Below are 20,841 nucleotides of genomic sequence, written 5' to 3' on the forward strand. Positions count from 1 at the left end.
GGACTTCCAATGAGCACGGCAGGGCAACAACAGGACAACAGGGACGGGGCAACTTCCGCGGACGGCGCGCTGGCACAGGAATTCGTGCAGTTCGCCGTGGAGGCGGGGGTGCTGCGCTTCGGGCAATTCAAGACCAAGGCCGGGCGCATGAGCCCGTATTTTTTCAACGCCGGCCTGTTCGACGACGGGGCCAAGCTGGGACGGCTGGCGCAATTCTATGCGCGCCACCTGCTGGCCGAGGAAAAGCGCAGCGGGCTTGAATTCGACATGATTTTCGGGCCGGCCTACAAGGGCATTCCGCTGGCGGCGGCGGTGGCCATCGAGCTCGCGCGGCTGGGCCGGAACTACCCCTTTGCCTACAACCGCAAGGAAGCCAAGGACCACGGCGAGGGCGGCACGCTGGTCGGTGCGCCCGTCAAGGGACGTGTGCTCATCATTGACGACGTGATGTCCGCCGGCACGGCGGCGCGCGAGTCCATCGCCATCATCCAGGCCGCGGGCGCTGTTCCCCACGCGATGGCGCTGGCGCTGGACCGCCAGGAGAAGGCCACGGAAAACGGCGTAGATGTGAGCCATAGTGCCGTGCAATATGTAACGAAACATCTGGGCTTGCAGGTTTGCGCGATTGCGCGGCTGACCGACTTGCTGCAATATCTCTCCACACAAGGCGACACGCCGGGGCCCCACGGGGCCGATGCGATGTCCCTGAAAACGCACTACCAAGCCGTGCTGGCCTATCGGGACCGCTACGGCGTGGATTAAGGAGTCGACTTGCTCTTGCGAACAGCACTTACGGTCATTGCGGTGTCGGCTGCCTTCGTGGCGGGCCCTGCGGCGGCCCAGAACATCTATACCTGCGTCGACGGCAAAGGTCGCAAGATCACGGCCGACCGTCCCATCGCCGAGTGCACGGATCGCACCCAGCAGGAACTGAACCGTTCCGGCACGGTCAAGCGCGTGGTGGGTCCTTCAATGACCGCACAAGAACGCGCTGCGCAGGAAGAAAAAGACAAGGCGGCCGCCGAAGTACGCGCGCGTGAAGCCGAAGACAAGCGCCGCGACCGCGCCCTGCTGCAGCGTTACCCCACGCGTGCCGTGCACGACCAGGAGCGCGTCACCGCGCTGGCCCAGGTCGATGAGGTCATCAAGGCCTCCAACAAACGGACCTTCGAACTGGCCGAGCAGCGCAAAGCCATCCAGGCCGAATTCGAGTTCTACGCGAAAGACCCCAGCAAGGTGCCGCCTTCGCTCAAGCGCAAGCTCGAGGAAAACGACCACAGCTCGGCGGTGCAGAAGAAGTTCATCCAGGACCAGGAGCAGGAGAAGAAGCGCGTGAATCTGCGCTTTGACGAAGAGCAGGTCAAGCTCAAGCAGCTGTGGGCCATGAGAGAGGGGCCCGCGGGCTCGGCGCCCACGGCCAAAAACTGAGCGGCCGGGCGTGCCGCCCGGCCTTGCCTCGGCCCATTAGCCCAGTTTTTTCTTCAGCAACTCGTTGACCTGCGCCGGGTTGGCCTTGCCCTTGGTGGCTTTCATGGCCTGGCCGACCAGCGCGTTCATGGCCTTGGCGTTGCCGGCTTTGACCTCTTCCACATTCTTGGCGTTGGCGGCCAGCACGTCGTCGATGATCTTTTCCAGCTCGCCGGTGTCGCTCATCTGCTTGAGGCCCTTGGCCTCGATGACGGCGTCGACGTTCGAGCCTTCGCCGGTCCACAGCGCATCGAACACCTGCTTCGCGGCGTTGTTGGAAATCGTGCCGTCGGCGATGCGGCCTATCAGTGCGGCCAACTGACCAGCGCTGACGGTCGACGCCTCAATTGATTTTTCTTCGCTGTTCAGGCGCCGCGAGAGTTCGCCCATGACCCAGTTGCTGGCCAGCTTGGCTTGCTGGCTGGCCGCGGCCACGGCTTCAAAAAACGCGGCGATTGCCTTGCTTTGCGTGAGCTGGCCGGCGTCGTATTCGGGCAGGCCGTAGTCCTTGACGAAACGCGCCGCCATCACGCGCGGCAGTTCTGACATTTCCGAGCGGGTTTTTTCCACCCAGTCGCGCGCGATCACCAGCGGCGGCAAATCGGGGTCGGGAAAGTAGCGGTAGTCGGCCGCGTCTTCCTTGGTGCGCATGCTGCGCGTTTCGCCCGTGTCCGGATCGAACAGCACGGTGGCCTGCTGGATGGCGTGGCCGTCTTCGAGCTGCGCGATCTGCCAGCGCACCTCGTAGTCGATGGCCTGCTGCATGAAACGAAAGCTGTTCAGGTTCTTGATCTCGCGTCGCGTGCCCAGCGGCTCGCCCGGCTTGCGCACCGAGACGTTGGCGTCGCAGCGGAAGCTGCCTTCCTGCATGTTGCCGTCGCAGATGCCGATCCAGGTGACGATCTTGTGCAGCTCTTTGGCATAGGCCACGGCCTCGGCTGTGGAGCGCATGTCGGGCTCGGTCACGATCTCCAGCAGCGGCGTGCCGGCGCGGTTCAGGTCTATGCCGCTCATGCCGATGAAATCCTCGTGCAGCGACTTGCCGGCGTCTTCCTCGAGGTGGGCGCGCACCAGGCGCACCGAGCGCTTTTCGCCATCGAGGAAAAACTCGACGCAGCCGCCTTGCACCACGGGGATTTCGAACTGGCTGATCTGGTAGCCCTTGGGCAGGTCGGGGTAGAAGTAGTTCTTGCGCGCGAACACGCTGTGTTCGGCGATGTGCGCATTGACGGCCAGGCCGAACTCGATGGCGCGCTGCACCGCGCCCTTGTTCATCACCGGCAGCGCGCCGGGCAGGGCGAAGTCCACGGCGGAGGCCTGCGTGTTCGGCTCGGCGCCGAAGGCGGTGGAAGCGCGGCTGAAGATTTTCGACTGCGTGGTGAGCTGCGTGTGGGTTTCAAAGCCGATGATGACTTCGTAACCCTGCACCAGCGGCCCGGTGGGGCGGCCGGCCTGCATTTCGGCGAAGGGGTTGACGGTGGGTTGGGTCTGGCTCATGTCAAATCACTCAAAGGCTTGGGGGTTGGCGCAGGTGCCAGTCGGTCGCGAGCTGGAACTGGTGGGCTGCGCCCAGCAGTTGCGCTTCCTTGAAGTAGTTGCCGATCAGCTGCAGGCCCACGGGCAGGCCGCCGGCGCCGAATCCCGCCGGCACGCTCATGCCGGGCAGGCCGGCGAGGCTGGACGACAGGGTGTAGATGTCGGCCAGGTAGTTGGCCACCGGGTCGTCGGATTTTTCGCCGATCTTCCAGGCGACGGTGGGGGATACCGGGCCGGCGATGATGTCGCACTGCGTGAAGGCGGTCTGGAAATCCTGCGCGATCAGGCGGCGGATTTTTTGCGCCTTGAGGTAGTAGGCGTCGTAGTAGCCGTGCGACAGCACATAGGTGCCTATCATGATGCGGCGCGTGGCCTCGTCGCCGAAGCCTTCACTGCGCGACTTCTTGTACATGTCGTTGAGGTCGGTGTAGTGCGCCGCGCGGTGGCCGTATCGCACACCGTCGAAGCGGCTCAGGTTGCTGCTGGCTTCGGCCGGCGCGATGACGTAATACACGGGGATCGACAGCTCGGTCAGCGGCAGGCTCACGTCCACCAGCGTGGCGCCCAGCTTTTCATACTCGGCCAGCGCGCCTCGCACGGCGGCCAGCACGTCGGGCGCGCAGCCGGCACCGAAGAACTGCGTGGGCAGGCCTATGCGCAAGCCCTTGAGCGGCTTGTCGCCGGCAGCGGCGGGGCGCGCGGCGAACAGGTCCGCCGCGTAGTCGGCCGCGGGCAGGTCCAGCGAGGTTGAATCGCGGTCCGGGTCGGGCCCGGCCATGGCCGACAGCAGCAGGGCGCAATCGAGCGCGCTGCGAGCCATCGGGCCGGCCTGGTCCAGGCTGGAGGCGAAGGCCACCATGCCGTAGCGCGAGCAGCGGCCGTAGGTGGGCTTGATGCCGGTGATGCCGGTCAGCGAGGCCGGCTGGCGTATCGAGCCGCCGGTGTCGGTGCCGGTGGCGGCGGGCACCAGGCGCGCGGCGACAGCGGCGGCCGAGCCGCCCGAGGAACCGCCGGGAATGCGGCTCGTGTCCCAGGGGTTTTTCACGGGTTTGTAGGCGCTGTTGTCGTTGCCCGAGCCCATGGCGAATTCATCGCAGTTGAGCTTGCCCAGCGTGACCATGCCGGCGCCCTGCGGTCCCAGATTGCCCACCACCGTGGCGTCGAACGGGCTGCGGTAGTTTTCCAGGATCTTCGAGCCGGCCGTCGTCGGGAAGTCGCGTGTGACGAAGACGTCCTTGTGCGCCAGCGGCACGCCCAGCAGCGGCGTGCGTTCGCCGGCGGCCAGGCGCGCGTCGGCGGCCCTGGCCTGGGCCAGCGAGACGTCCGTGTCGGTGGCCAGGAAGGCGCCCAGGTTTTCATTCTGGATGCGGGTCAGGAAATGCTGCGTGGCCTCCACGCTGGAGACTTCGCGCGCGGCCAGTTTCGCGGCCAGCTGCGCGACGCCCAGGTCGTGCAGCGCGGTGTTGTTGATGGCCGTGCTCATTCGATCACCTTGGGTACGAGGAACAGTCCGTTTTCCACGGCCGGCGCGCTGACCTGGCTGGCTTCGCGCTGGTTGGGTTCGCTGGCGACGTCCTCGCGCAGGCGCAGGGCGACTTCGCCGATCACGGCGGCCGGATGGGCCAATGGCTCCACCCCTTCGGTGTTGACGGCTTCCATCTGCTCCACCAGGGCAAAAAAGCCGTTAAGTTGGGCCAGGGTGTGCTCGGTTTCGTCGGGACGCAATTCCAGCCGCGCCAGGTTGGCGACGCGGGCGATGTCTTGAGGTGTCAATGCCATGGGGTAGGGATGAAGGAATACGGGAGAAAATAAACCAGAAAACAGGGGCTGAAACGAGGTGTAAAGCTGAAAAAACGGGCTTGCTAAAGCTATTGATCTATAGGGGATGCGTTATTATCCCGCCTTTGGTGTGAAATCAAGGTTGGATGCGGGCTTTAGGTGCTTTTTAGGTGCCAGAAGCAGATTTCAGAGCGCCTCTGGCCCAACTTCCCCATAATTGCTGATCAATAAAAAGGCGATGGAGCAACGAAGTTCGCTCATGCCCCAACTGGACCCCTGCATATGTTTGAAGCATTCCGTCGGTATTTTTCCACCGACCTGGCCATTGACCTTGGCACCGCCAACACCCTGATTTTCGTACGCGACCGCGGCATTGTGCTCGATGAGCCCTCCGTCGTCGCCATCCGCCACGAAGGCGGCCCCCAAGGCAAGAAGACCATCCAGGCCGTCGGCCACGAAGCCAAGGCCATGCTCGGCAAGGTGCCCGGCAACATCGAGGCCATCCGCCCGATGAAGGACGGCGTGATCGCCGACTTCACCGTGACCGAGCAGATGCTCAAGCAGTTCATCAAGATGGTGCATCCGCGCAGCCTGCTCAAGCCCAGCCCGCGCATCATCATCTGCGTGCCCTGCGGCTCCACCCAGGTCGAGCGCCGCGCGATTCGTGAAAGCGCCCTGGGCGCCGGCGCCAGTGACGTCTACTTGATTGAAGAGCCGATGGCTGCCGCGATCGGCGCCGGCTTGCCGGTGTCGGAAGCCAGCGGCTCCATGGTCGTCGACATCGGCGGCGGCACCACCGAGGTCGGCGTGATCTCGCTGGGCGGCATGGTCTACAAGGGCAGTGTGCGCGTGGGCGGCGACCGCTTCGACGAAGCCATCATCAACTACATCCGCCGCAACTACGGCATGCTGATCGGCGAGCCCACGGCCGAGGCCATCAAGAAGAGCATAGGCTCGGCCTTCCCCGGCTCCGAAGTCAAGGAAATGGAAGTCAAGGGCCGCAACCTCTCCGAAGGCGTGCCGCGCAGCTTCACGATCTCCAGCAACGAAATCCTCGAGGCCCTGACCGACCCGCTCAACAACATCGTGAGCGCCGTGAAGAACGCGCTCGAGCAGACCCCCCCCGAGCTGGGCGCCGACATCGCCGAGCGCGGCATGATGCTGACCGGCGGCGGCGCCTTGCTGCGCGACCTGGACCGCCTGCTGGCCGAGGAAACCGGCCTGCCGGTGCTGGTGGCCGAAGACCCGCTGACCTGCGTCGTGCGTGGTTGCGGCATCGCGCTGGAGCGCATGGATCGCCTGGGTTCCATCTTCACTTCGGAATAAGCGCTACATGCCGTACTTCATGCCGCAAGCCTGGCATGAAGCGGGGCCAGCTTGACAGCGAACCATGCCCTTAGGAACCCTTGACAGATCCCCGCCGCCCTTTTTCAAGCAGGGGCCGTCGGCGCTGTCCAAGCTGATGTTCTTCAGCGCCTTGTCGCTGTTCCTGATGGTCGCGGACACCCGTTTTCGCATCACCCAGCCGGTGCGCGCCGTGCTGGCCACCGCGCTGTACCCGGTGCAATGGCTGGCGCTGCAGCCGGTGCGCGCCGTCCGCGGCAGCGGCGAATACTTCACCACCCTGAGCCAGGCCAAGCTGGCCAGCGAGGAGGCCGGCCGCAAGCTGGCGCTGCAGTCGCTGCGCGCCGGCCAGGTTGAGCAGCTGACCCAGGAAAACAACCGCCTGCGCAAGCTGCTGGGCCTGCGCGAGCAGCTCAACACGCCGGTCATGGCCGCCGAGGTGCTGTATGACGCGGCCGACCCCTACACCCGCAAGGTGATCATCGACAAGGGCATGGCGCAGGGCGTGGACCTGGGCTCGCCGGTGCTGGACGAGTCCGGCGTGCTGGGGCAGGTCACGCGCGTGCACCCGCTGGTCAGCGAGGTCACCCTGCTGGTGGACCGCGACCTGGCCATTCCCGTGCTCAATGTGCGCACCGGCGCGCGCAGCGTGGCGTTTGGCGACCCCACGGTGTCCGGCAGCGGGCTGGAGCTGCGTTTCATGGGCAGCAATTCGGACGTGCAGCAGGGCGACCTGCTGACCACCAGCGGCGTGGACGGCGTCTACCCGGCCGGCCTGCCGGTGGCCAAGATCAGCCGCATCGAGCGGCGCGCCGAGTCGGCTTTCGCCAAGATTTTCTGCACGCCACAGGCGCTGGTGACCGGCGCGCGCCACGTCATGGTGGTCAAGCCCGGCACCGGCCAGATTCCGCCCAGGCCCGAGCCCGACGCGCCTGAACCGGCGCCCAAGAAGAAAGGGGCCGCGAAATGATCATGCGCTCCGGCCAGCAGCTGCTGCTGCCCGCCAACCCGGTGTTCATCTGGTGCAGCCTCATCGCGGCGCTGCTGCTGGACATGCTGCCCCTGGGGCGCGTGCCCTGGATGCCCGACTTCCTGGCGCTGGTGCTGGTGTTCTGGAACGTGCACCAACCGCTGCGCGTGGGCATAGGCGTGGCCTTCATGTTCGGCCTGGGCATGGACGTGCACCAGTCCTCGCTGCTGGGCCAGCACGCGCTGTCATACACGGCGCTGAGCTTTTTCGCCACCATGATCCACCGCCGCCTGCTCTGGTTCACCGTGCCCTCGCAGGCCCTGCAGGTGCTGCCGCTGTTCGCCATGGCGCACGGCGTGGAACTTGTGATCCGCATGATAGGCGGCGGCATTTTCCCCGGATGGGTCATGCTGCTGGCGCCCCTGATCGAGGCCTTGCTGTGGCCCGTCGTGAGCGTGCTGCTGCTGGTGCCGCAGCGGCGGGCGCCGGACCCCGACCAAAACCGACCACTCTAGATGTGGGCCCCCACGCTTTTCACTTCGTGTAATACGCTGCCCCCCAAGGGGGCCGCTGCGCCTGCGGTCTGGCAAAGCCAGTCCCGCGGCCCCTGCTGGCCTGTGCGGCTCGCTTCGCATCGCCTTTGCGGTTCCGGGGTTAATCGCGCGTCTTGCGGGCACTTTCTGGCGGCAGTAGAGTCGCACCACGATGACTGAGTTACGCAACGTTGAAGCCGACCTGTCGCGCTTTCGCGCGCGGGTGCTAGTGGCGAGTTTGATCGTGCTGTGCGCATTTGCCTTGCTGGCGGCGCGGCTGGTGTACCTGCAGGTGTACCGCCATGCCGACCTGAACGAGCAGGCCGAAAGCAACCGCACGGCCATCGTGCCCATCGTGCCGAACCGCGGCCTGATCCTGGACCGCAACGGCGTCGTGCTGGCGACCAACTACTCGGCCTACACACTCGAGATCACGCCGTCCAAGGTCGAGAACCTCGAGGAAACCATCGCCGCGCTGGAAAAGGTGGTCGACATCCAGTTGCGCGACAAGCGGCGCTTCAAGCGCCTGCGCGAGGAGTCCAAGAGTTTCGAGTCGCTGCCGATCCGCACGCGCCTGACGGACGAGGAAGTGGCGCGTTTCGCGGCGCAGCGCTTTCGCTTTCCCGGCGTCGACATCAAGGCCCGGCTGTTCCGCAGCTATCCCTACGGCGAACTCGGCAGCCATGTGGTGGGCTACATAGGCCGCATCAACCAGGCCGAGAAGGAAATCATTGAGGGCAGCGAGAACGAAGGCAATTACCGCGGCACCGACTACATCGGCAAGCTGGGCGTAGAGCAAAGCTTTGAGCAGCAGCTGCACGGCATCACCGGTGTCGAGCAGGTCGAGACCTCGGCGGGCGGCCGCGCGATGCGCAAGCTGGCCAGCAGTCCGGCGACGCCCGGCAACACCGTGCGGCTGTCGCTCGACATACGCCTGCAGAAGCTGGTCGAAGACATGTTCGGCGACCGGCGCGGCGCGCTGGTGGCGCTGGACCCGAAGACCGGCGACGTGCTGGCCTTCGTCAGCAAGCCGACCTTTGACCCCAACCTGTTCGTGGACGGCATCGACACGGAAAGCTGGCAGTACCTGCGGGACTCGCTCGACAAACCCCTGCTCAACCGCGCATTGCGCGGCACTTACCCGCCGGGGTCGACCTACAAGCCCTTCATGGCGATGGCGGCGCTGGAAACCGGAAAGCGCTCGGCCAGTTTCATCGTCAACGACAACGCCTCCTGGGCTTTCGGCGGCCACGTGTTCCGCAGCCACGGCGACATCGCGCTGGGCGCGGTCGACATGTACCGCTCCATCGTCAAGTCCAGCAATGTGTATTACTACTCGCTGGCCAATGAGCTCGGTGTGGACGCCATGCACGACTTCATGAAGCCCTTGGGCTTCGGGCAAATCACCGGCATCGACATCGCCGGTGAACTGGCCGGCGTGCTGCCCAGCCAGGAGTGGAAGCGCGAGGCCTACAAAAAGAGAGGCGCGGCGCAGCAAAAGTGGTACCCCGGTGAAACCATTTCGCTGGGCATAGGCCAGGGCTACAACACCTTCACCATGCTGCAGCTGGCGCAGGCCACGGCGGCGCTGGCCAACAACGGCGTCAAGCGCCGGCCGCGCCTGGTGATCGGCACGCAAGACCCGGTGACGCGCGTGATGCACCCCTTGCCGGCCGAACCCGGCGAAGACCTGCGCTACAAGCCCGAAAACGTGGCCATCGTGCGCAAGGCCCTGGTGGGCGTGACGCAGGAAGGCACTTCGGCGCGGGTGTTTGCCGGCGCCGGCTACCTGAGCGGCGGCAAGACCGGTACGGCGCAGGCCGTCACCATCGGCCAGAAAGACAAATACAACAGCGCCAAGATGGAGGAGTACCAGCGCGACCACGCCGTCTATATGGCCTTCGCGCCCGCCGAAGACCCCAAGATCGCGCTGGCCGTGATCGTCGAAAACGCCGGTTGGGGCGCCGGCGTGGCGGCCCCGATTGCGCGCCGGGTGTTTGACTACGTGCTGCTGGGCCAGTATCCGAGCGAGGAAGACATGGTGGCGGTGCAAAAAGGCCTGGCCGCCGCGCCCATCGGCAAGCCGCGCCAGGCGGCCGAGGTGGCCGGCCTGCTGTCCGCCCCAGCCTCCGGGCCCACCGCCGCCGCGGCAACAGCGGCCGGCAAGGCCAAGGCGGCGGCGATTGCCGAAGCCCTCAGCAAGCTGACTCCGCCCATGGCCGCAGCCGGCATCAACCCCGACTGAGCGCCGGCTGCCCGGCGCCCCCGGAAAACGGCGGGCATAAAAAAAGCGCTGGGGTTACCAGCGCTTTTTGCAGCAGGGCATCTTGTGGAATGCCTTGCTGCTGATATGTACTTCTAGTGGCTCTCTCGTGTCTCCTCGGCTCCTCGCGTTGCGAGCAGCAAGGCTCGTCAGCAAGTCGTCCAATGTAGCCCGCGCACTGACATAGTGCATTGGGGGTTTCCCGCCCCCGGGATTCTGCGGAGGGGCGGCTGCAGTCCCTGGTGCGGCGTGCCACACCATGGCGCCCGGCGTGCACCGCGTGTACGCATTTGCACCGAAAACCGCCCAAATCGTCCCTATAAAGCGCTGGCATGACTTATGCCTGCTGCCTTGCGGTTGTTACGAATTGTTGGCTGACTGCAAGAAAGGCGGGCATGTATGCACCTGAAGAGCGTTACGGCGTGGGGCTTGTCGATCTGGATGGGCATGGCCTGCCAGCAGGCCATGGCGCAGGCGCCTGCCGCGCCGGCTTCCGTTCCCTCGGTAGCGGCTTCCGGCGCTGCTCCTGAGGCTGCGGCGCCCGTCGTCGCCCCCGCGCCACCGCCAGCGGCCCCGGCGGCCGCAGCCGCGGTTTCGGCCCCCGCAGTACCCGCATCCGCCCCGCCGCCCGCACCCCTGACCCGCCCGGGCCTGGTGGGGGCGGAGACCCTCAACGGCGCCGACACCGCCTGGATGATGACCTCCACCGCGCTGGTGCTGCTCATGACGCTGCCGGGCATCGCCCTTTTTTACGGCGGCATGGTGCGCAAGAAGAGTGTGCTCAACGTCATGGCCTGCGTTGTCGCCATCTGCGCGGTGGTGAGCCTCCTGTGGTTCGCCGTGGGCTATTCGATCGCCTTTACCCCCGGCAGCAGTGCCTGGGGCCATTACGTGGGTGGCGCCGAGCGCTTCTGGTTCACCGGGCTGGATTACGTGAAGGACGCGCAAAAGGTCGCGGTCAGCCATGTCGCGCCCAACATCCCGGAGTCGGTCTACGCGATGTTCCAGCTGACTTTCGCCATCATCACGGCGGCGCTGGTGGTCGGCTCTTTCGTCGAACGCATGCGCTTTTCCGCGATGCTGATCTTCATGTCGCTGTGGACGGTCGTGGTGTATGCGCCGATCGCCCACTGGGTCTGGGAGCCCAACGGCTGGCTGGCCCGCATGGGCGCGCTGGACTTCGCCGGCGGCTCGGTGGTGCACATCAATGCCGGCATGGCCGGGCTGGTCTGCGCCTACGTGCTCGGCCCGCGCCACGGCTACGGCCGCGAGCCCTTCACGCCCTTCAACCTGGGCCTGACCATGGCCGGCGCCGGCATGCTGTGGGTGGGCTGGTTCGGCTTCAACGCCGGCTCCGCGGTGGCCTCCGACGGCCGGGCGGGCCTGGCCATGGCGGTCACGCACATCGCGGCCGCGGCCGGCGCGCTGTCGTGGATGGCGGCCGAGTGGGCGGTGCGCGGCCGGCCTTCGCTGCTGGGCCTGTGCTCGGGCCTGGTGGCCGGCCTGGTCGCGATCACGCCGGCGGCCGGTTTTGTCTCGCCGCGCGCGGCGCTGGTGTTCGGCGTGGCCGCGGGGCTGGCCTGCTATTGGGGCGCCACGGGCCTCAAGCGCCTGCTCAACGCCGACGACTCGCTGGACGTGTTCGGCGTGCACGGGGTAGGCGGCATCGTCGGCTCGCTGCTCACGGGCGTGTTCGCCAGCAAGGCCATTTCGGGTGTGGAAGGCAGCGTGCTCACGCAGGCGATAGGCGCGGGCGCGGTCATGCTGTACAGCCTGTTCATGACGGCGCTGGCCTTGTGGGTCACCTCGCTGCTTGTCAGCCTGCGCGTCAGCGAGGCCTCGGAGAGCGACGGCCTGGACATCACCCAGCATGCCGAACGCCTGGGCACCTGATGTGCCGGCATTCACTTTGAAGGACACACACCATGCCTTCCAGCGAAAAAATCGCCATCGCCGCCCATCTTCACGTGTTGCTGCGCCGCAAGACCGGCCGGGTGACCGACACCGAGTGGATGGCCGGCAACCATGAGTACGCGGCCGAGATCGCGCGTTTTGCGCGCGAGAAAGCGGCCGAGGAGGGACACCCCGACCTGGCCGTCTGGGCCGACAGGCTCGAGGAGATCATGGCCGTGCCCGACCCCAGGCCGCGCGTGCCGCTGGTCCAGATGGTGTCGGAGGCGGTGAAGGAGCGCGCCGCACCCGTGGTGGCGCCGCCGCCCCAGCCGGACCGCCAGAGCGCGCGATCGATAGACACCGAGGAAGAGGTCTACCCGGAATCCGGTTTTATCGAATCCACCTTCGGTGCGATCTTCGGCGAGGAGGGCCAGCGTGAGCGCAGGCACCGCGACCCGAACGCGCCGCGCTATGTGAAGGGCTTGCGCTGAAACTGCAGGCCTATTGCGCCGGCTGCGCTTCCCGTGCGCGGTTCAGGCTGTGCGCCAGCATGTTGCGGGTGCGCGCGCGAATGTTGGCGCTGGCCTCGTCGGCAAAGGCCGCCACATAGGGGTGGCCCGCGTTGTCCGCCAGGATGCTGCGCCGCACCTGCGCCAGGCCGGCATCGCAGGCGGCCAGGGCCGTGTCGGCGAGCACAAAGACGGACTGGGCCGCATCGTTTTTCAGCGGCAACAGGGCCTTGTCCGCGCAGCGCTGGTAGTCGTTGATGGCGGCCGCCACCGGCGCGCGGGCAATCGACAGCGGGTCATGGCTGGCCCGGGGCGATGAGCCGCAGGCGGGCAGGGCCAGGAGCAGGGCGACGACCAGGAGGAAGGGCAGATGTTTCATGCGCCGCATTGTGTCATCGGCGCGTGAACCCGGGCGGCGGGTACTGTGCGGCAGGGATGTAAGGAAAATCGATTAAGGGTAAGCACAGCTGGCCTGCTGTAAACGCAGGCCTTAGCATGCAACTCAATAACTAAGGGGGGAGCTTATGGCGCGCATTGCAATGACATCCGTGGTGTTGACCTTGGCCTTGGCGGCAAGCCTGCCGGGATCCAGCCACGCCCAGGCCCCGGCCCAGCAACTGGTGCTGGGCATCAGCGAAGGCACTTCGGGCGGACTCGACCATGCCCAGGTGATCGCCAAGTACCAGGGGCTGGCCGAGGTGATAGGCCGGGCCATGAAGGCCAAGGTCAGCGTGGTGTTCGCGCGCGAATTCAAGCAGCTTGAAGAAGGCATGCAAACCGGCCGCTTCGACCTGGTGATGGCCCGCCCCAGCGACTACCCGGCGCGCGGCATGCGCGACTACGGCTACAGCTACATCGCCAGCACCAAGCCCGACGGGCAGTGTTTCATCATCGCCCCCAAGGGCTCCGAGCTGAAAACGATCAACGACGTCAAGGGCAAGCGCATCGCCCTGCCCGAGCAGATCGCCTATATGTCGCGCTTCTGCGCCGCCGAGCTGCGCGACAAGGGCATCCTGGTGGACAAGGAAAATGTGCAGTTCGTGCGCGAACAGGCCGCCGTCGGTTTCTACCTGGACAACAAGTTCGCCGATGTGGGCGGCGTGGCCTCTTATTCGGGCATCGCCAAGAAATGGGAAAAAGACGGTGGCCGCATCCTGCACAAGAGCGTGGCGCAGCCTTACTTCCCGATGGTGGCGCACAAGCGCATCAAGGCCGAGCAGCTCAAGGCCATCCAGGAAGAGTTGCTGGCCCTGCCCGGCAGCGACGCCGGCAAGGACGTGCTCAAGCGCATAGGCATCGAACAATTCGACACCACGTCGGAGGCCCGCATGCGCGAGCTGCTCAAGTGGCTGAACATCTAGCCTAGCCCGGCTCAGTTTCCAGCCCGGCACGCAGCTGCCGCGGCTGTCTTCCCGGCCTGCTACGGGCCGCCGCCTTTCCCCCGTCAATACCCTGCGCCGCGCGCCGGCGCCGGGCGCGCGGCTGGGCGAGCCCGCCCAAGCCCTAGGGTTTTCACTGAAAAAAAGCTGCGCTGCTTCGTTGCTTTAGTTATTATTCATAACCATAATCGACCTCACTGAAAACCTCCAAATGACCCAAAAACACCTCCAACTCGAAATGCGCGGCGACGTTGCCGTGATCCGCCTGGCGCGCCCCGCCAAACGCAATGCGCTGGGCGACGCCCAGGTGCTGGCGCTGCGCGACATGTTTGAAAACCTGCCCTCCGGCGCCCGCGCCGCCGTGCTGCACGGCGAGGGAGACCACTTCTGCGCGGGGCTGGACCTGGGTGAACTCCAGGAGCGCGACGCCAGCCAGGGCCTGCACCATTCGCGCATGTGGCACGCGGCGCTGGACCGCCTGCAGTACGGGCCCGTACCCGTGATTGCCGCCCTGCACGGGGCAGTGGTCGGCGGCGGCTTGGAACTGGCGAGCGCCTGCCACATCCGGGTGGCCGACGACAGCACGTTTTACGCGCTGCCCGAAGGCTCGCGCGGCATCTTTGTCGGCGGCGGCGGCGCGGTGCGCATTCCCCGGCTGATAGGCGCGGCGCGCATGACCGACATGATGCTGACCGGCCGTGTCTACAACGCCCAGGACGGTGAGCGCATAGGGCTGGCGCAGTACCTGGTGCCGCAGGGGCAGGCGTTCGACAAGGCGCTCGAACTGGCGACCCGCGTGGCGACCAATGCGCCCCTGACCAACTATGCCCTGATGCATGCTTTGCCGCGCATTGCGGAGCAGCCGGCGGACCAAGGCTTCTTTACCGAAGCGTTGATGGCGGCGATCGCGCAAAGCGCGCCCGAGGCCAAGGGCCGCGTGAGGGACTTCCTGGACGGCAAGGCCGCCAAGGTGCAAAAAAGCTGAGCGGTGCCGGCGGGCCCTGCGTGAGGTCCCGGTGGGAAAGAGACAAAAGCCAAAGAGCCGAAAAGACAAAGAGACAGAAGAGACAACACCATCATGAGCGCCCTCAAATTCCGCCCCCTGCGCTTTGGCGTGACGCGTGCCGTCCTGCGCGAAGGCGCACCCGGCGTCGGCTACCTGCGTGCCGACCAGGACCTGAAAGACTACCCCGCCCGTATCACCGACCGGCTGCAGCACTGGGCGCAGGCCGCGCCCGAACGCAGCTTCATGGCGCGGCGCGAAAAACGCCCGGACGGCACGACGGGCGAATGGCGCCACCTCAGCTATGCCCAGGCCTGGGCGGCGGCGCGCAGCATTGCCCAGGGATTGCTGGACCGCGGCCTGAGCGCCGAGCGGCCGGTGGTGATACTTTCCGAAAACGGCCTGGAGCATGCGCAGCTGGCCCTGGGTTGCCTCGTGGCCGGCGTGCCCTACGTGCCGGTGTCGCCGCCGTACTCGCTGGTCAGCCAGGACTACGACAAGCTGCGCCATGTGCTCAAGACCGTGACGCCGGGCCTGGTGTTTGCCGCCGACGCCGAACGTTATGCCAAGGCCATCCAGGCCACGGTGGAGCCCGGGACCGAGGTGGTGCTGGCCGCCGGGCAGATGGAGGGGCGCGCCAGCACACGGTTCGCGGACCTGGCCGCCACGCCGGCGACGAGCGCGGTGGACCGCGCCATGCAGGCCACCGGGCCGGACACCATCGTGAAGTTCCTGTTCACCAGCGGCTCGACCAAGATGCCCAAGGCGGTGATCAACACCCAGCGCATGTGGTGCGCAAACCAGCAGCAGATGGCGCAGTCCATGCCGGTGCTGCAGGAGGAACCGCTGGTGCTGGTCGACTGGCTGCCGTGGAACCACACCTTCGGCGGCAACCACAACTTCGGCATGGTGCTGTTCCACGGAGGCACGCTTTACATCGACGACGGAAAGCCCACGCCTGCGCTGATGCACGAGACCCTGCGCAACCTGCGCGAGATCGCCCCCACGGTGTACTTCAACGTGCCGACCGGCTTCGAGGCGATCGCCCTGGCCATGAAGACGGACGCGCAACTGCGGCGCCAGCTGCTGTCGCGCGTGAAGATGTTTTTTTACGCGGGCGCCGCCTTGGCCCAGCCAGTCTGGGACAGTCTCTACGAGTCGCAGGAAAAAGAAATCGGGGAGCGCATCGTCATGGTGACCGGCCTGGGCATGACCGAGTCCGCGCCCTTTGCCATCTTTGTGACCAGCCCCGAGGTGAAGTCCGGCGACCTGGGCGTGCCCACGCCCGGCATGGAGCTCAAGCTGGTCGACATGCAGGGCAAAACCGAGGTGCGCTACAAGGGCCCCAACGTCTCCCCCGGCTACTGGCGCGCGCCGCAGGACACGGTGCAGGCCTTCGATGAAGAAGGTTTCTTCTGCACCGGCGACGCCGTGAAATGGATAGATGACGCGGACATCCACCGGGGCCTCCAGTTCGACGGCCGCATCGCCGAGGACTTCAAGCTCGCCACCGGCACCTTCGTCAGCGTCGGGCCGCTGCGCGCGAAGATTGTCGCGGCCGGCGCGCCCTATGTGCAGGATGCGGTGCTCACCGGCATCAACCTCAAGGAGGTGGGCGCGCTGGTATTCCCGACACCGGCCGTGCGCGCCCTGGCCGGGCTGCCGCCCGACGTGCCCTGGCGCGAGGTACTCGACAGCGCGCCGGTGCTGGCGCATTTTCAGGAGGTGCTGGACCAGCTCGCGCTCTGCGCCACCGGCAGCGCCAGCTGCATCGCGCGCCTGCACCTGATGCATGAGCCGCCGTCCTTCGACAAGGGCGAGGTCACCGACAAGGGCTCCATCAACCAGCGGGCGGTGCTCACGCAGCGCGCGGCACTGGTGGAGGCCCTGCACGGCGATGCGGCCCATCCGGTCCTGAAACCGCGTGCGCGCTGACACCCCGGCCCGCCGACACCCCATACATATATAGACACAGCAGGATTTGCATGCAGCACAAAGGATTTTTCTCCGCCTTCCAGGACGTCTGGATGCTTGACGGCGTCAGAACGCCCATGGTCGACTACTGTGGCGCCATCGGCCACGTGTCGCCCACCGACCTCGGCATCAAGGCCGCGCGCGCCGTGCTGCAGCGCTCGGGTGTCAGCGCCGGCGATATCGACTCGGTGATTGCCGGCAACATGGCGCCGGGAGACTTCGAGCAATTCATGCTGCCGCGCCACATCGGCCTGTATGCCGGGGTGCCGGTGGAAGTGCCGGCCATCATGGTGCAGCGCATCTGCGGCACCGGCTTCGAGCTGTTCCGGCAGGCCGGCGAGCAGATCCAGAGCGGCGCGGCCAGCGTGGCGCTGGTCGTCGGCGCCGAAAGCATGACGCGCAACCCGATCGCCGCCTTCGAGCACCGCACCGGCTTCAAGCTGGGCGCGCCGGTCGGCTTCAAGGACTTCATGTGGGAGGCCCTCAAGGACTCGGCCGCCGGCATCGACATGATCCAGACCGCGGAAAACCTCGCCAAAAAATACGGCATCACGCGAGAAGCGGTCGACGAATTTGCCTCCAGCTCGTTTGCGAAAGCGGTGGCGGCACGCGAGGCGGGATTTCACGCCGGTGAAATCGTGCCGGTGGTCACCGAGGCGTTCGAGCTTCCCGGCTACGCGAGTCGCGGCATACGCCTGCAGGGCAAGGTCGCGGAAGTCGCGCAGGACACCCATGCGCGGCTGTCCCCCGTCGAGGTGCTGGCCAAACTCAGGGCGGTCCATGCCGGCGGGGTGCAGACCGGCGGCAACAGCGCGGCGCTGGTGGACGCGGCCGCGGCGGCCGTGGTGGCCTCCGGCGCCTATGTGAAAGCCCGGGGCGGCAAACCGCTCGCGCGTGTGGTGGCTGCCGCTGTGGTGGGTGTGCCGCCCGAGATCATGGGCATAGGCCCGGCCCCCGCGATCCGCCTGCTGCTGGAGCGCTGCGGCCTGACGCTGGACCAGATCGGCCGCTTTGAAATCAACGAAGCCCAGGGCGCGCAGACGCTGGCGGTGGCCCGCGAGCTGGAACTGGACCTGGGCAAGCTCAACGTCAACGGCGGCGCGATCGCCATGGGCCATCCGCTGGCGGTCACCGGTGTGCGCCTCACCATCACCGTCGCGCGGGAAATCCGGCGAGCGGGCCTGCGCCACGGCATTGCCTCCGCCTGTGTGGGCGGCGGCCAGGGCATTGCCCTGCTGCTTGAAAACCCCGAGGCGGCATGAGCCCGCCCCGACAGATTCTGGAACACTGACATGAACATTCAAGGACTCGCGGCATTGGTGACAGGCGGCGGCTCGGGGCTGGGCGAAGCCACGGCCCGGGAACTGGCGCGCCTGGGTGGCAAGGTCGCCGTGCTGGACATCAACCTGGCCAATGCCGAGAAAGTCGCCGACAGCATACGCGCGGCCCATGGCCCCGACGCCGCGCTGGCCTGCCACTGCGACATCACCGACAGCGCCAGCATGCAGGCGGCGCTGGACAAGGCCGCTGCCGCGCACGGCCCGGCGCGCATCCTGATGAACATCGCCGGCATTGGTTCGGCAAAACGTGTGGTGGTCAAAGACGGCAGCCCTGCGCCGCTCGAAGACTTTGTCAAAGTCATCACCATCAACCTGGTCGGCACCTACAACGCGAGCCGCCTGTTTGCAGCCGCTTGCGCCAAACTGCCCCCGCTGGAGGACGGCCAGCGCGGCGTGATGATGTTCACCGCCTCGGTCGCCGCTTTCGACGGCCAGGTCGGGCAGCAGGCCTACAGCGCCTCCAAGGCCGGGCTGGCCGGCATGACGCTGCCCATGGCGCGCGATCTCGCGCAGCACGGCATCCGCGTCTGCACGGTGGCGCCCGGCCTGTTCGCTACGCCCTTGATGGCGCAGCTGCCCGAAGCCGTCCAGGCTTCGCTGGCCGCCAGCATTCCCTTTCCGCCGCGCCTGGGCAAGCCCGAAGAGTTCGCGCAGCTGGCCGCGCACATCGTGAACAACGACCACCTGAACGGCGAAGTGATTCGCCTGGACGGTGCACTGCGCATGGCGCCGAGGTGAGCCTCATGGAAAAAACCGTGGTCTACGAAGTGAAGGTCGCGTTCGGCGACTGCGATCCCGCGGGGATCGTGTTTTTCCCCAATTTCTCGCGCTGGATGGATGCCGCCTCGCTGAATTTTTTTGCCGCCTGCGGCGTGCCACCCTGGCGGGAACTGGTCAAGACCACCGGCATCATCGGCACGCCGCTGCTGGAGATCAACACCCGCTTCAGCCTGCCCGCCACCTACGGCGAAACCCTGAGCATCCACACCAGCGTGCAGGAGTGGCGGGACAAGGTCTTTTTGCAGAAACACGTGATCCGGCGCGGTGAGGACCTGATCTGCGAGGGCCTGGAAACCCGCGCCTTCTGCATACGCCACCCCGACAAACCCGAACGCATGAAGGCCATTGCCGTGCCCCCCGACATCCGCAGCCAATGCAGTTGAGCGGGCGCAGCTGACGCGCCCGGGCTGCCCGGCGCTTTTTCGCGGATTTTGCTTTTCGACCCGTGGACTTAACTACAAGGAGACATTTCATGCAAACACGTCGTCATTTCGTGCAGACCGCCGCGGCGCTCTCGGCGGCCGCCCTCGCGCCTTTCCCGGCCCTGGCGCGGGCGCTCGAGCAGGTCAAGATCCTCTACGGCTTTCCGGCCGGCAGCGCGGGCGACATCTGCGCGCGCCGCGTGGGCGACCGCTTCGGCGGCACCGCCTATTCGAAGAACAACGGCATCGTGGACACCAAGACCGGCGCCGGCGGGCGTATCGCGCTGGAGGTGCTTAAGACCGCCCCGGCCGATGGATCCGTGCTGGCGATGTCGCCGTTTTCCTGCCTGTCGCTGTACCCGCACATCTACAAAAAGCTGTCCTACGACCCCGTCGCGGATTTCGTCGCGGTCGGGACCGCCTCCATGATCCACCATGGGCTGGCCGTCGGCCCGCTGGTGCCGGCCTCGGTCAAGACCGTGCATGACTTTCTCGGCTGGGCCAGGGCCAATCCGAAGGACGCCAGCTACGGCTCGCCCGCAGCAGGGTCGACCCCGCACTTCATCGGCGCCTTGCTGGGTCTGAACAACCAGGTGGAGCTCAAGCATGTGCCCTACCGCGGCTCGGTGCCCGGCGTGACCGACGTGGTCGGCGGCCAGCTCGCCGCGATGGTCACACCGCACGGCGATTTCATTCCCAACCACAAGGCCGGCAAGCTGCGCATCCTCGCCACCTCGGGAAAGCAGCGCTCGCCCTTCGTGCCTGAAGTGCCGACCTTCGCCGAGCAGGGTTTCGCCGACCTGACGGTGGAAGAGTGGTTTGGTTTCTACGCACCCGCGAAAACACCCGCCGACATGGTGGCTGCGGCCAACGCCGCCATCAACGCCGCCATCAAGGACAAATCCGTGATCGACTCGCTCACGGTGGTCGGGCTGATTCCCTACGGCGGCACCGCGGACGACATGGCATTCAGCCAGAAGCGTGAGTTTGATCGCTGGGGTCCGCTGATCAAAAAAGTCGGCTTCACCGCGGAGTCCTGACGTCCCGGCGGAAGGCCGGCCCGCCGGGGCCGGGCTGGGCGGCGTGCGGTCGGCATTGGCATAATCGGGCCTCGACTGGCTGCATGCCAGTGCCAGCTGCGTTGCCAGATAACGAAAGTGCCCTGATTCCTTATGCCTGCGTCGCCCAAACCCGCTCCTGCGGTAGAGGAGGTTGATACCTCCTATCTTGAAACCTTGGTGGGCTACAACGCCACGCGCGCCTCCCTCAAGGTGATTGAGTTGTTCAGCAAGCGCATGGCGGTCTATGACCTCAGGCACGTGGATTTCTCGATCCTTTCCCTGATCACGCACAACCCCGGCATTACCTCGCGCCAGCTGTGCGGCGCGCTGAACATCCTGCCGCCCAATCTGGTCGGAAAAATCGTGACACTGGAAAAGCGCGATCTGGTGCACCGCAGGCCGCATCCGCAGGACGGCCGCGCCGTGGGGCTTTACCTGACCGATGCGGGCCAGGCCTTGATGCGCGAGGCGGAAGGCACCGCCGTCAGCCTTGAAACAGAGGCGACCCAGCGGCTGAGCCCGGCGGAAAAGAAGACGCTGATGCGCCTTCTGCAAAAAATCTACCGCTGAGCCGCATCGGGCCCCGGC

20 protein-coding genes are annotated in these 20,841 nt (G+C 66.3%); 16 read left to right on the forward strand and 4 right to left on the reverse strand.

Annotated elements, in window-relative coordinates:
• The first annotated feature begins 9 nt into the window (after positions 1 to 9).
• Both pyrE and ACSQ27_RS12140 read left to right on the forward strand, forming a co-directional pair.
• On the forward strand, positions 10 to 762 hold the full coding sequence (pyrE, locus tag ACSQ27_RS12135; RefSeq protein ID WP_436155759.1) for an orotate phosphoribosyltransferase: 753 nt from the start codon (positions 10 to 12) through the stop codon (positions 760 to 762).
• 9 nt (positions 763 to 771) lie between these two features.
• Complete coding sequence (locus ACSQ27_RS12140; RefSeq protein ID WP_436155760.1) at positions 772 to 1,428, forward strand: DUF4124 domain-containing protein; 657 nt, start codon at positions 772 to 774, stop codon at positions 1,426 to 1,428.
• Between the two features lie 36 nt (positions 1,429 to 1,464).
• Here the strand turns inward: ACSQ27_RS12140 and gatB are convergent, their stop codons facing one another.
• From gatB to gatC, 3 genes are read right to left on the reverse strand one after another with little or no spacing between them, the layout of a single operon-like run.
• On the reverse strand, positions 1,465 to 2,925 hold the full coding sequence (gatB, locus tag ACSQ27_RS12145) for an Asp-tRNA(Asn)/Glu-tRNA(Gln) amidotransferase subunit GatB (RefSeq protein ID WP_436156233.1): 1,461 nt from the start codon (positions 2,923 to 2,925) through the stop codon (positions 1,465 to 1,467).
• Between the two features lie 49 nt (positions 2,926 to 2,974).
• Complete coding sequence (gene gatA / locus ACSQ27_RS12150) at positions 2,975 to 4,486, reverse strand: Asp-tRNA(Asn)/Glu-tRNA(Gln) amidotransferase subunit GatA (RefSeq protein ID WP_436155761.1); 1,512 nt, start codon at positions 4,484 to 4,486, stop codon at positions 2,975 to 2,977.
• A complete protein-coding gene (gene gatC, locus ACSQ27_RS12155; protein ID WP_436155762.1) occupies positions 4,483 to 4,782 on the reverse strand; it encodes an Asp-tRNA(Asn)/Glu-tRNA(Gln) amidotransferase subunit GatC in 300 nt (99 codons plus the stop codon). The genes gatA and gatC overlap by 4 nt, the downstream gene beginning before the upstream one ends.
• A gap of 282 nt (positions 4,783 to 5,064) precedes the next feature.
• Here gatC and ACSQ27_RS12160 point away from each other — a divergent pair, with 282 nt between their 5' ends.
• The 6 genes from ACSQ27_RS12160 to ACSQ27_RS12185 all read left to right on the forward strand — a co-directional run bounded on the left by ACSQ27_RS12160 (position 5,065) and on the right by ACSQ27_RS12185 (position 12,276).
• Positions 5,065 to 6,108 (forward strand): rod shape-determining protein, encoded by a 1,044-nt coding sequence (locus ACSQ27_RS12160; RefSeq protein ID WP_007872262.1) that lies wholly within the window; start codon positions 5,065 to 5,067, stop codon positions 6,106 to 6,108.
• A 64-nt stretch (positions 6,109 to 6,172) separates the two neighbouring features.
• Positions 6,173 to 7,096: a rod shape-determining protein MreC gene (gene mreC / locus ACSQ27_RS12165; RefSeq protein ID WP_436155763.1), complete on the forward strand. Its 924-nt coding sequence runs from the start codon at positions 6,173 to 6,175 to the stop codon at positions 7,094 to 7,096.
• Positions 7,093 to 7,611, forward strand: a complete 519-nt coding sequence (mreD, locus tag ACSQ27_RS12170; protein WP_436155764.1) for a rod shape-determining protein MreD — start codon at positions 7,093 to 7,095, stop codon at positions 7,609 to 7,611. Before mreC ends, mreD begins: the two co-directional genes overlap by 4 nt.
• Before the next feature lie 190 nt (positions 7,612 to 7,801).
• Positions 7,802 to 9,874 carry a penicillin-binding protein 2 gene (gene mrdA / locus ACSQ27_RS12175; RefSeq protein ID WP_436155765.1) on the forward strand — a complete coding sequence of 691 codons (2,073 nt, stop codon included), beginning with the start codon at positions 7,802 to 7,804 and terminating at the stop codon, positions 9,872 to 9,874.
• Positions 9,875 to 10,291: 417 nt separating this feature from the next.
• Positions 10,292 to 11,785, forward strand: a complete 1,494-nt coding sequence (locus ACSQ27_RS12180; RefSeq protein ID WP_436155766.1) for an ammonium transporter — start codon at positions 10,292 to 10,294, stop codon at positions 11,783 to 11,785.
• Positions 11,786 to 11,817: 32 nt separating this feature from the next.
• Positions 11,818 to 12,276, forward strand: coding sequence for a hypothetical protein (locus ACSQ27_RS12185; protein WP_436155767.1), 459 nt, complete (start codon positions 11,818 to 11,820; stop codon positions 12,274 to 12,276).
• Between the two features lie 10 nt (positions 12,277 to 12,286).
• Here ACSQ27_RS12185 and ACSQ27_RS12190 read toward each other — a convergent pair whose 3' ends face one another.
• Complete coding sequence (locus tag ACSQ27_RS12190; protein WP_436155768.1) at positions 12,287 to 12,673, reverse strand: hypothetical protein; 387 nt, start codon at positions 12,671 to 12,673, stop codon at positions 12,287 to 12,289.
• Between the two features lie 145 nt (positions 12,674 to 12,818).
• On the opposite strand from ACSQ27_RS12190, the gene ACSQ27_RS12195 reads away from it, so the two are divergent.
• The 8 genes from ACSQ27_RS12195 to ACSQ27_RS12230 all read left to right on the forward strand — a co-directional run bounded on the left by ACSQ27_RS12195 (position 12,819) and on the right by ACSQ27_RS12230 (position 20,823).
• Positions 12,819 to 13,655: a phosphate/phosphite/phosphonate ABC transporter substrate-binding protein gene (locus tag ACSQ27_RS12195; RefSeq protein WP_436155769.1), complete on the forward strand. Its 837-nt coding sequence runs from the start codon at positions 12,819 to 12,821 to the stop codon at positions 13,653 to 13,655.
• Between the two features lie 229 nt (positions 13,656 to 13,884).
• Positions 13,885 to 14,658 carry a crotonase/enoyl-CoA hydratase family protein gene (locus ACSQ27_RS12200; protein ID WP_436155770.1) on the forward strand — a complete coding sequence of 258 codons (774 nt, stop codon included), beginning with the start codon at positions 13,885 to 13,887 and terminating at the stop codon, positions 14,656 to 14,658.
• A gap of 93 nt (positions 14,659 to 14,751) precedes the next feature.
• On the forward strand, positions 14,752 to 16,611 hold the full coding sequence (locus ACSQ27_RS12205; RefSeq protein ID WP_436155771.1) for a feruloyl-CoA synthase: 1,860 nt from the start codon (positions 14,752 to 14,754) through the stop codon (positions 16,609 to 16,611).
• Positions 16,612 to 16,661: 50 nt separating this feature from the next.
• Positions 16,662 to 17,912: a thiolase family protein gene (locus ACSQ27_RS12210; protein WP_436155772.1), complete on the forward strand. Its 1,251-nt coding sequence runs from the start codon at positions 16,662 to 16,664 to the stop codon at positions 17,910 to 17,912.
• Positions 17,913 to 17,942: 30 nt separating this feature from the next.
• Positions 17,943 to 18,728 carry an SDR family NAD(P)-dependent oxidoreductase gene (locus ACSQ27_RS12215; RefSeq protein ID WP_436155773.1) on the forward strand — a complete coding sequence of 262 codons (786 nt, stop codon included), beginning with the start codon at positions 17,943 to 17,945 and terminating at the stop codon, positions 18,726 to 18,728.
• Between the two features lie 5 nt (positions 18,729 to 18,733).
• Positions 18,734 to 19,153 (forward strand): acyl-CoA thioesterase, encoded by a 420-nt coding sequence (locus tag ACSQ27_RS12220; RefSeq protein WP_436155774.1) that lies wholly within the window; start codon positions 18,734 to 18,736, stop codon positions 19,151 to 19,153.
• An 89-nt stretch (positions 19,154 to 19,242) separates the two neighbouring features.
• Positions 19,243 to 20,232 carry a Bug family tripartite tricarboxylate transporter substrate binding protein gene (locus ACSQ27_RS12225; RefSeq protein ID WP_436155775.1) on the forward strand — a complete coding sequence of 330 codons (990 nt, stop codon included), beginning with the start codon at positions 19,243 to 19,245 and terminating at the stop codon, positions 20,230 to 20,232.
• Between the two features lie 132 nt (positions 20,233 to 20,364).
• Positions 20,365 to 20,823 carry a MarR family winged helix-turn-helix transcriptional regulator gene (locus ACSQ27_RS12230; RefSeq protein ID WP_436155776.1) on the forward strand — a complete coding sequence of 153 codons (459 nt, stop codon included), beginning with the start codon at positions 20,365 to 20,367 and terminating at the stop codon, positions 20,821 to 20,823.
• The last annotated feature ends 18 nt before the right edge of the window (positions 20,824 to 20,841 follow it).

Source organism: Polaromonas sp. LjRoot131 (assembly GCF_964252805.1).
Lineage (GTDB): Bacteria > Pseudomonadota > Gammaproteobacteria > Burkholderiales > Burkholderiaceae_C > Polaromonas.